The sequence below is a fragment of the Paraclostridium sp. MRS3W1 genome, from assembly GCF_032465715.1.
Taxonomy (GTDB): Bacteria; Bacillota; Clostridia; order Peptostreptococcales; family Peptostreptococcaceae; genus Paraclostridium; species Paraclostridium dentum.
Genome location: NZ_JAWDJM010000127.1, coordinates 1 through 8,918, shown reverse-complemented (window position 1 = coordinate 8,918; position 8,918 = coordinate 1). Strand labels below are relative to the sequence as shown.

Genomic DNA, 8,918 nt, shown 5'->3' with positions numbered 1-8,918 from the left:
CTTATATTTTTAACTACCATATAATCACCCTTTTTTTAATATTAATACCTAAAAAATTAACTTTAATTCATAAACTTTCTTATAATCTTAATTATTTAATTTAAAAATCTCTAAGATCTTTTATAGTTTTATTAAATAATGGACTTAAATTTATTTTTCTAAACATGTTTAACTGAATAATTATTAGCTCAAAATTATATATCTATATATAGAATTTAACTTATCTAGTATGTGAGTTTTTGCTAGTTCTCATAAAGAATAGTAAATCTATTAGACTTTTATGATAAGGTATGAAAATTTCTTCATCAATCATAGATAATATTTCTTCTTTTGAGGCCCATTTGACTGATTGAACTTCCTCATATTGAAGTCTTAATTTTGAGATATCTACATCTTTTTGAATTAAATATATATCATCAAATCCTTTATCAAAGTTTATTGTAAGAGATGGCCTTATTCCATCTAAAGATAACTTATATCCAATCTCCTCATAAACTTCACGCTCTGCTGCCAATTGGCTTGTATCCCCTGATACAGCACTACCTCCAACAGTAATGTCCCACATGTTTGGCCAACCATCTTTAAATGGCTGCCTTTGTTGAATTAGCATTTTGCCTTCTAAATTAAAAATACATACATGAACTACTAGATGATAAGTGTTTTCTTTAAATTGACTACCCCTTACCATTGTTTCGCCAGTTTTAATCCTGTCTTTATCATACAAATCCCAGATTTCCATATGTTCACCTCTTAGAATAGATACAATTGTACCTAAATATGTTTTAAAGAATGTCCAAAAAATCTTTTATGGGCATTTATATTTAAATTATATATGTATTTTCAAACTCCTTTTCTTTGATTAATTTAACTTAATTTAAATTAAAAAGCTGTACATGTAATTTTAATTTCATGTACAGCTTTTTATATCACTTATCTATAGATTTACTCAAAATAAAACAATTCCTCAAACTTTTTATCAAGTGCTATGCAAAGAATCAATGCTAGTTTTGCAGTAGGATTGAATTGTCCAGTTTCAATAGAGCTAATAGTATTGCGGGAAACTCCCACCATTTCTGCAAGTTGACTTTGAGATAATTTTTTATTAGCACGTTCTTGTTTTAAATTATTTTTTAATACTAGTTCTTCATTCATATTTTTCTACCTCAATGATGTTAAAATAAAATTCAATAATGATGCAAGAGAAGCAATTATACCAAATATTGTTGTTACAAGATATGCTTTTTCATGTGTGAATTTGTACTTAGGGATAGATTCAAATGCTAAGTAAGCCCAAAATAATGCAGATACTTCATCACTTCTTTTACCCATAAATAAATTAAATAATACTATGAAAATAAATATAACACAAAGAGCCCTAAAACCTATTGTGCGACCTTTATTCTCAACAAACTCCATGCCCTCATCTCGTTTTGAGTTACGGCTTCTTTTTAATATTTCTTCTTTATTATTCACTATATCCCCTCTTTTGACTTTATTTTATGCCAAGTTTACTTGGTAATTAAATTATACTTAATGCCAAGTTTTATTGTCAATAGTTTTTATATAAGAGTATGTAAAAGCTTTGTAATAAAAAGTATTTTAATTAAACTTATTTATAAAAAAACAGTACATGAAAATATAATTTTAATTTCAGCTACTGTTTGTTATGCAAATTTAATATTTTAAAACATATTAAATTCAACTTATTCTTCTATTAACTTTTGTAATTCATTTACAAAACGGCATACATGGAAACCATCGCATACTGCATGATGAACCTGTATTGCTAATGGCATCAGATATTGTCCATTTACTTCAGAATATTTTCCCATTGTAAAAATAGGCAATAAATAATTATATCCTTTTTGTAAATTTAAATTGAACCCCTCAAATGTTGTCCATGGGATCATCGACACTGGAAAGTGATTTGGAGGTATATTCGGTTTTGCTATCATGCCTTTTACTGAACTGAAGAGTTCTATATCTTTTTCATATGACTTACAAAAGGCATCATAATCATCAGAGTACTCTGTCCAAATATTAGTAAAGATTTCGGTATCTTGATTAAATACTGTATAACAAGGAATCATTTCATCAAAAATACCTAACTCTCCATTCATATTAAAAGCAGTTCTAAACTCACTATGGTTATTAACTACTTTTGTAATGAAATATAACATTGTTGGATATATTTTCTTATTTGAATTTTTAATTTTTGTAATATCTAATTTAACAGTCATGCTGTATGTACAGGGAACTTCAGAAAAGTAATGTTCAAAATACTCTTTTCTATTCCAAGTTTCTTTATTTATGCTTTTAAAGCTCATTAATAAATTTTCCTTTCGAATCTATATTTGTGTTTATTATAACTTCTTAGATAAATACAGGTTTAGACCATCATCATTTTTACAATCACAATATTGTTCTAAAACTTTATCATTGTACCAAACACCACTTCCATCAGGAATATACCCTCTCTTTACGTACAATCTTTGAGCAGAACCATATCCATAATGGAGTCCAACACCTAAGCATATTTCATTAGAATACTCTTTAACTTGATTTTCCATATAATCAAGTATGGCTGTTCCAACTCCGTTACGTTGATATTTTTCAAGTACATTGAAATCATAAATGATTGGAATATTTTTATTTGAGAAGGGACCATTTTCAGCATTTTGAAGAAGGGTTGCATACCCTAATACTTGATTATCACAAGCAGCAACAAAAACTTTACGTTTTCCAGATTGTTGTTCACTATAGTACTGATCAAATAATGAAACAGGCTTGTTCCATCCCTGAGATTTAAAAGCTTTATAAAACTCTAACGAATCTGAGTCAATCATATTTCTAATTAATATATCCAAAACAAATCCCCCTAACTATGTAGACTTATGTAATTAAAAATTAACTACGATAATTATTAATTACATAAGCACTTTCAAATCCCTTTTCTTTGATACCTCTATTTGATCGCATCTTGAATATATGATAATGAAATTGTCATTGCATCAATTATTTTTTTAAGACGAGTATATGTTCCTGTTCCTTCTTTGGCATTAATCATAGCTTTTTTGCTTTTATTGATAATAGATGTTATTTGAGTTACTGCTTTTAAAAGTTCATCTTGTGTATAATCATTATTTTGATTTGTAATTAAAGACTGTGAAATAGATAAAGCTTTTATACGATTTCGAGAAAGGGATAGTTGTGGCGAACCTTATTTGAATTTAGGTTGTATTTTTTCGCAGTTAATAATTGTAGATTTTATAATTTTTAAAGTATCCTCTATTTGTTGGTCAGTATATTTACTCATTAGATGTCTCCTTAATTCATTGTTTTATTTATGATTATAAATTATAAAACATAAATGCACTCAAAAACTTTTTTCAGAAAAATTTTTTTGCCTATATAATTCTCAAATATCTTTTGGGACTTAATCATTTGGCTAAATTACACTTAAGTTAAATTAACTTTTTAAAAGGAGGAATGAAAATGCCAGATATGAAATTAGCTCCAAACGCTTCAGAAGTTGCTCAAATGTCAGCTTTAAGAATCAAATATGATTGTGGTTTAGGTGAAAATGGAAGAACAATAGTTAAAACTAGAAGTTTTTCAAACGTTAAACACGATGCAAAGGTAGTTGATGTTTACAATGTAGCTGAGATATTAAATGGACTACAAAAGCATGACGTACTATCTGTAGTAAAAATAGACAACACAGAATTAACACCAGAAAATTAAAATGTGCTTCGGATTTTATCCGTTGCTAAAAAAATAAGAAAGGGGATTAAAAAATGAGAAATATAGAAACTAGATTATTAATGGTTTTCTCTACAACTCTTGGAAGAAAAGTAAGCTTATTTGTATCAGATCCTAAAGAAGATATAACTGAAGCAGAAATAAAGGATGCTATGGACCAAATAGTTGCTAAAAATGTATTTGCACCTAGATTCGGAGAAGAACTTGAAACAGCTTTAGAAGCAAAAGTAGTTCAAACTGCAACTACTGGATATGACTTAGTTATATAGTAACACATGGAACGTCTCTTTGAACTTCTGAGGGGCGTTCTAATCAATTTTAAAGTTTAATTGGAGGAATAACTCGATGGAACTAGATTTAATGGCTCTAGTGTCAAATTTAGGTTTCCCTGCTATCGTTACAATGTACTTGTTAATTAGAATAGAAGGTAAACTTGAAAATTTGAGTACTAGTATAAATTCATTAAGTAGCAATATATATGAATTGAATAATAGAAAATAAAAATAGTATCTGTTGAATTGACTTCAATTCAAAAGGTACTATTTTTTATTGGAATTTTTAAGATAAATAGAAAAATTTTATATTTTATTCCTAAATAACTCAATGTTAATCCATATAATAGCTTTACTTACAATAGTATGTTTAAATAGAAAAATAAGATAAATTAATTTAGTAATATATATTTAAACAGGGAGGTGAAACAATATGTTTGATATTTTTAATATAGTGGTTGACATTTTAGTTTTAGTTTTTATATATTTAACTTCTAATAGATATCATAGACTTGTTAAACTAGAACGACTTGAAAATACTGGAATATCAACTGAAAAATATAATGCTTATGATAAACGTTTAAGACTAGAGTGTATTTCATTTGTTGTCGTAATTGGAATAGCTACTATTTTAAATCAATTTGTAAGTATGTTAATAGTTGCTTTAGTTATGTTTATATTAGGATTTACATTTAAGGTACTTGTCGATAAATGTTCTCCTATACCAAAATAAAAATTAATAAAACTTTGAAATAAGTTTTTAAAGATTAGTTGATAGATGTTCAAATGCAATTGTTTTAAATAAGGTGGGAATAATGATGAATTTTAATTATAATAAATCTACAACAATGTTATTTATAACATTATTATTTTTAAATTTATTTAAATTTAATAGTTCTATTATATTATCGACTATAATTAGTTTTTAAATTTGCACCTATATAATAGTTATGATCTAAAAATAGTAAACATATTTAATTTTATTAGGAGAAATTTACATATGAAAAGGTTAAAAAAGACATTAGGTTTTCTTATTCGGTTAACTATGCTTAATCTTTTTAGTATGGTAATTGCTATACTAGTTCCATGCATTTTTTTGAAAAAACCACAAGACTACACTCTTGTGTTAATAGTATTTTCATATTTAATTACTTTTGCGCTACTTTATTATTTTCCCAAGCATTTTAAGGATTTGCTAAGTACTCAAAAGGTTAAGACTGTAAGTGTTAAAAAATCATTTTTTATAATTTTATTTGGATTTGGATTTAGTGTAATACTCTTAACATGTATATTTTACTCAGATAAATTTTTCCCAAGTTATGGAGAAGTAAACAGTAAGATACTTTCTCAGAGTAATTTAATAATAAATATAATTTGCACTGTATTATTAATTCCTGTATGCGAAGAAATAATGTTCAGAGGAATTATATTTAATTTTTTTAAAAAAAACTATAGTCTAACAACTTCGATTATCCTGCAATCTTTAATATTTGGAATTTCACATGGGAATGTATTACAAGGTATGTATACATTCATAGGGGGAATACTACTTTCTTTAATATATTTATATTGTGATTCAATTGTAGGAAGTATACTTTTACATATTGTTTTTAACCTTTTTGGTTCAGTAATACTTCCGAGTTTACTTTTTAAGCAGAATTCTATTAATTACTTAATAGTAATAATAGGAGTCATAGTTTTTATTTTTTCAACTTTTAAAATTTTATCAGATTACAAAACTTATACTAACAATGTATCAAATTTAAGTTAATTAAAAGTAAAGTTTTTTATATAAAGTAAATGCTCTTATAATCCAAAAAAATGGATTCTAAGGGCTTTTTTTAATAAGTTTTTTAAAACTAGTTGAAATTTTATAAGAATATATACATCCTTAAACTAAGGGGGTGAATTGATTTGGGAAATGCAGCACTAGCGATGTCTTTTGCACTATTTTTTTTATCTAGTATATTTTTTATTTTTAAGGATAGGGCATCAATTTTGATACAAGGATATTATTTTATTTCTAAAAATCAAAGAGATTTATATGATGAATTTAAATTAAGCAAAGATTACGGAATTATACTTTTTAAATATGGATTAATACTGCTGATTGGGGCAATAGGATATATATTTATTGCTAAACCAATATTATGGATAGCCTTTACTATTTGGGTTATATATGTTGCAAAAACTGTTGTTACTTTCAATTTTGATAATTATAAATGTAACAAGGCTTAAAATCTGTATCAATGATCTATATTACATTAGAATAAAGGTAAAGACCGTATAATCTATTTTGGAATATACGGTCTTTATATATGTTTAAGTGCATTTTCAAATGTTTTTTTTATTAAAGTATTTACACTCATATCTAGTATTATTTAAATACTTTTCTCCTAAATTAACTATTTCAAATTGACTTTTTTTATAGAATCCAACTGCATCATCGTCTGTTTCAGCAATTAAAATCTTAGGCTTAAGTTCACAAATTACATAATTCAATAGAGCTTTGCCTATTCCACGCTTTTGAGTATCTTTTTTCACAGCTATATCAAGTATTACAATTTCATCTTTATTTTTAGTATCTAAAACTATTAAGCCTAAAATAACATCGTCATAAGTATATCCATATGAAACTATTCCGTTTGTGTTTTCATAGCAATCTGCTCTTTTTATCAACTTTTCCTTTGTGGGTTCAAATACACTTTCTTTAAGAATTTCTAGATTTGAATCATTACTTAAACTACCACTTATATCAACTATTTTATACATAGTTATCATCCCCTTTAATAGAGCCTTTTAGATATATTAATTTCCCAAATTATAAAAAATATCTTTTGATTTATCTTCGTTCCATATATATTCAATAAACTCAGAAATTTCATATGCTTTATCTTTTCCAAACTGATCCGATACAAAGCCTAAAGCCATATCCATTCCAGCAGATACCCCTGAAGAGGTATAAAATTTACCATCCACTACCCATCTAGCTTTATCTATCCAAATTACATTTTCATTTGTTTGTTTAACCCATTCAAGGGCTTTTTTATTAGATGTTGCTTTTATGTTATTAAGAACTCCACATTTTGCTAGTAGCGCAGAGCCTGTACATATAGATAGGCAAAAACGAGATTCTTCAGCTAAATGTTTTAACATATTTAAAAAATCTGTATCATTAACTAAATCCCTTACTCCAATTCCTCCAGGAATAACAAGTATTCCATTTTTATCTATAGATTTAATGTCTTCTGTAATAACTTTAAACCCTTGGTAACTATGTACAACTGCACCATCTTTTGAGATATAATTTATCTTGAAATCTTTTACTTGAGATAGTATTTCTACTGGTCCAAAAGCATCTAAAGTTTCGAACTTATCAAAAAGCAAAACATTTACTTCCATACCGATTACCTCCTATATTTTTAATATGCATATTTTAATCTTAATGTTTTGAGTTAGAATATTCTACTAAAAGTAAATAACATTATAATTTAAATATCTGAATATCAATTTAAACATTAAAATTTTATATTGATTAATCATAAATAGTACTATATAGTACTATTTATGATTATAATTTACACATGGAGGTTTTAAATTGAATAATAAAGGCGGTTTTTTAATAAATAAAGTGAATTTCTTATCTGGAAGGATTTTTAATAAATTAATGAAAGAGCATAAAAATTTAGATATTAACCATGCTCAAGGTAAAATTTTATTTGTAATTAGTAGATATAACGAACTTTCTATAAATGATTTATGTAAAGAACTTTCGCTTAGCAAATCAACTTTAACAAGCATGTTAGATCGTTTAGAAGATAAAGGTTATATATTAAAGAGATCATCTGAAAAAGATAAGCGAATTACTTTAATTTCTAATACTAAAAAAGCAGATGAAAGTATTGATATATTCAATGATGTAATAACTAAAATGAATGCCAAGTTTTATGATGGATTTGAGGAAGAAGATATAAAAAGGTTTGAAAATTATTTAGAAAAAATATATTTTAATCTAGAAAAATAAGTTAAATAGGAGAAGATGAAATGACAAAGATAGTAGCATTTATGGGGAGTCCAAGAAAAAAAGGTAATGTAGATACAATACTTGATGAAATAATAAGAGGCGTAAATGATAATGGAGCTGAGGTAAAAAAGTATTATCTAAATGATATGAATATCAAAGGATGTCAAGGGTGCTTATATTGCAGAAAAACTCCTAATTGTGCTCTTAAAGATGATATGGTAGAAGTATATGAGGATATAAAAAGTGCTGAATATGTTATCATTGGTTCTCCAGTATATATATGTCAAGTATCAGCTCAAACTAAGTTACTTTTAGATAGACTTTATCCTCTAACAGAAATAAATAAGGCTAATCACACTCCGAGATTTGGTGAAAAGAAGTTAATAATGGTTTATACTCAAGCAGCTCCATTTTCATTTTTATTTAAAAAGTATTTTAGATATACTGCAAAACATTTAAAGGGAATGGGGTTAAATCACTACAAGACTATAATAGCTACCAAAGCATTTGAAAAAGATTCAACTAAACATAATTCTAAAATTCTAAAGAAAGCTTACAATCTTGGGGTTAAAATTTCTTTATAGTTTTTTTTGCTATAACGTATTTTATTTACTTTTAAAATATATCTATTGAGTTAATAATTATAGTAGGATTAGTTACATATTTATTGACACCTAAATTGATTTTAAATATAAAAGATAGACTTAAATTATAATGTTAGTAGTTTGATTTTGTTGAAATTTCAATGATATTTAGGGTGTGTTTTCATTAAAATTACAAATATAAAAACAAATGGTTAAACAAATTATAAAACAAATACTAATTTTATTTGTTTTATAATTTGTTTAACCATTTTAATT

At 26.0% G+C, this 8,918-nt stretch carries 15 protein-coding genes; 8 read left to right on the top strand and 7 right to left on the bottom strand.

Annotated elements, in window-relative coordinates:
• Positions 1–220: 220 nt before the first annotated feature.
• From RWY47_RS10335 to RWY47_RS10315, 5 genes are all read right to left on the bottom strand, one after another.
• Positions 221–739, bottom strand: a complete 519-nt coding sequence (locus RWY47_RS10335; protein ID WP_224171231.1) for an NUDIX hydrolase — start codon at positions 737–739, stop codon at positions 221–223.
• A 203-nt stretch (positions 740–942) separates the two neighbouring features.
• A complete protein-coding gene (locus RWY47_RS10330) occupies positions 943–1,152 on the bottom strand; it encodes a helix-turn-helix transcriptional regulator (RefSeq protein ID WP_150887168.1) in 210 nt (69 codons plus the stop codon).
• A 6-nt stretch (positions 1,153–1,158) separates the two neighbouring features.
• Positions 1,159–1,473 (bottom strand): DUF6442 family protein, encoded by a 315-nt coding sequence (locus tag RWY47_RS10325; RefSeq protein WP_150887169.1) that lies wholly within the window; start codon positions 1,471–1,473, stop codon positions 1,159–1,161.
• Positions 1,474–1,703: 230 nt separating this feature from the next.
• Positions 1,704–2,327, bottom strand: a complete 624-nt coding sequence (gene catA / locus RWY47_RS10320) for a type A chloramphenicol O-acetyltransferase (protein WP_224171232.1) — start codon at positions 2,325–2,327, stop codon at positions 1,704–1,706.
• Positions 2,328–2,363: 36 nt separating this feature from the next.
• Positions 2,364–2,867, bottom strand: a complete 504-nt coding sequence (locus RWY47_RS10315; protein ID WP_224171233.1) for a GNAT family N-acetyltransferase — start codon at positions 2,865–2,867, stop codon at positions 2,364–2,366.
• Between the two features lie 628 nt (positions 2,868–3,495).
• Here RWY47_RS10315 and RWY47_RS10310 point away from each other — a divergent pair.
• The 6 genes from RWY47_RS10310 (at position 3,496) to RWY47_RS10285 (ending at position 6,272) form a co-directional block, all read left to right on the top strand.
• Entirely contained in the window at positions 3,496–3,744 is a 249-nt protein-coding gene (locus RWY47_RS10310) for a DUF1659 domain-containing protein (RefSeq protein ID WP_224171234.1), read from the top strand.
• 53 nt (positions 3,745–3,797) lie between these two features.
• Positions 3,798–4,031, top strand: a complete 234-nt coding sequence (locus RWY47_RS10305) for a DUF2922 domain-containing protein (RefSeq protein WP_035118993.1) — start codon at positions 3,798–3,800, stop codon at positions 4,029–4,031.
• Between the two features lie 76 nt (positions 4,032–4,107).
• The gene (locus tag RWY47_RS10300; RefSeq protein ID WP_077066052.1) at positions 4,108–4,263 is read left to right on the top strand and encodes a YvrJ family protein; all 156 of its coding nucleotides are present in this window, start codon (positions 4,108–4,110) and stop codon (positions 4,261–4,263) included.
• A 204-nt stretch (positions 4,264–4,467) separates the two neighbouring features.
• Positions 4,468–4,767 carry a hypothetical protein gene (locus RWY47_RS10295; protein ID WP_224170954.1) on the top strand — a complete coding sequence of 100 codons (300 nt, stop codon included), beginning with the start codon at positions 4,468–4,470 and terminating at the stop codon, positions 4,765–4,767.
• A 267-nt stretch (positions 4,768–5,034) separates the two neighbouring features.
• Positions 5,035–5,805, top strand: a complete 771-nt coding sequence (locus RWY47_RS10290) for a CPBP family intramembrane glutamic endopeptidase (protein ID WP_224170955.1) — start codon at positions 5,035–5,037, stop codon at positions 5,803–5,805.
• 143 nt (positions 5,806–5,948) lie between these two features.
• Positions 5,949–6,272, top strand: coding sequence for a DUF3784 domain-containing protein (locus tag RWY47_RS10285; protein WP_224170956.1), 324 nt, complete (start codon positions 5,949–5,951; stop codon positions 6,270–6,272).
• 96 nt (positions 6,273–6,368) lie between these two features.
• Here RWY47_RS10285 and RWY47_RS10280 read toward each other — a convergent pair whose 3' ends face one another.
• Both RWY47_RS10280 and RWY47_RS10275 read right to left on the bottom strand, forming a co-directional pair.
• Entirely contained in the window at positions 6,369–6,806 is a 438-nt protein-coding gene (locus tag RWY47_RS10280) for a GNAT family N-acetyltransferase (protein WP_224170957.1), read from the bottom strand.
• Positions 6,807–6,842: 36 nt separating this feature from the next.
• Complete coding sequence (locus tag RWY47_RS10275; protein WP_226883347.1) at positions 6,843–7,436, bottom strand: DJ-1/PfpI family protein; 594 nt, start codon at positions 7,434–7,436, stop codon at positions 6,843–6,845.
• A gap of 196 nt (positions 7,437–7,632) precedes the next feature.
• Here RWY47_RS10275 and RWY47_RS10270 point away from each other — a divergent pair, with 196 nt between their 5' ends.
• On the top strand, positions 7,633–8,058 hold the full coding sequence (locus RWY47_RS10270) for a MarR family winged helix-turn-helix transcriptional regulator (RefSeq protein ID WP_021430930.1): 426 nt from the start codon (positions 7,633–7,635) through the stop codon (positions 8,056–8,058).
• 20 nt (positions 8,059–8,078) lie between these two features.
• Positions 8,079–8,642, top strand: coding sequence for a flavodoxin family protein (locus RWY47_RS10265; RefSeq protein WP_224170958.1), 564 nt, complete (start codon positions 8,079–8,081; stop codon positions 8,640–8,642).
• The last annotated feature ends 276 nt before the right edge of the window (positions 8,643–8,918 follow it).

Coding starts and splice junctions, on each gene's coding strand:
- catA (WP_224171232.1), bottom strand. CDS start 2,327: ATGAGCTTTAAAAGCATAAATAAAGAAACTTGGAATAGAAAAGAGTAT.
- RWY47_RS10265 (WP_224170958.1), top strand. CDS start 8,079: ATGACAAAGATAGTAGCATTTATGGGGAGTCCAAGAAAAAAAGGTAAT.
- RWY47_RS10300 (WP_077066052.1), top strand. CDS start 4,108: ATGGAACTAGATTTAATGGCTCTAGTGTCAAATTTAGGTTTCCCTGCT.
- RWY47_RS10290 (WP_224170955.1), top strand. CDS start 5,035: ATGAAAAGGTTAAAAAAGACATTAGGTTTTCTTATTCGGTTAACTATG.
- RWY47_RS10280 (WP_224170957.1), bottom strand. CDS start 6,806: ATGTATAAAATAGTTGATATAAGTGGTAGTTTAAGTAATGATTCAAAT.
- RWY47_RS10335 (WP_224171231.1), bottom strand. CDS start 739: ATGGAAATCTGGGATTTGTATGATAAAGACAGGATTAAAACTGGCGAA.
- RWY47_RS10330 (WP_150887168.1), bottom strand. CDS start 1,152: ATGAATGAAGAACTAGTATTAAAAAATAATTTAAAACAAGAACGTGCT.
- RWY47_RS10275 (WP_226883347.1), bottom strand. CDS start 7,436: ATGGAAGTAAATGTTTTGCTTTTTGATAAGTTCGAAACTTTAGATGCT.
- RWY47_RS10305 (WP_035118993.1), top strand. CDS start 3,798: ATGAGAAATATAGAAACTAGATTATTAATGGTTTTCTCTACAACTCTT.
- RWY47_RS10295 (WP_224170954.1), top strand. CDS start 4,468: ATGTTTGATATTTTTAATATAGTGGTTGACATTTTAGTTTTAGTTTTT.
- RWY47_RS10310 (WP_224171234.1), top strand. CDS start 3,496: ATGCCAGATATGAAATTAGCTCCAAACGCTTCAGAAGTTGCTCAAATG.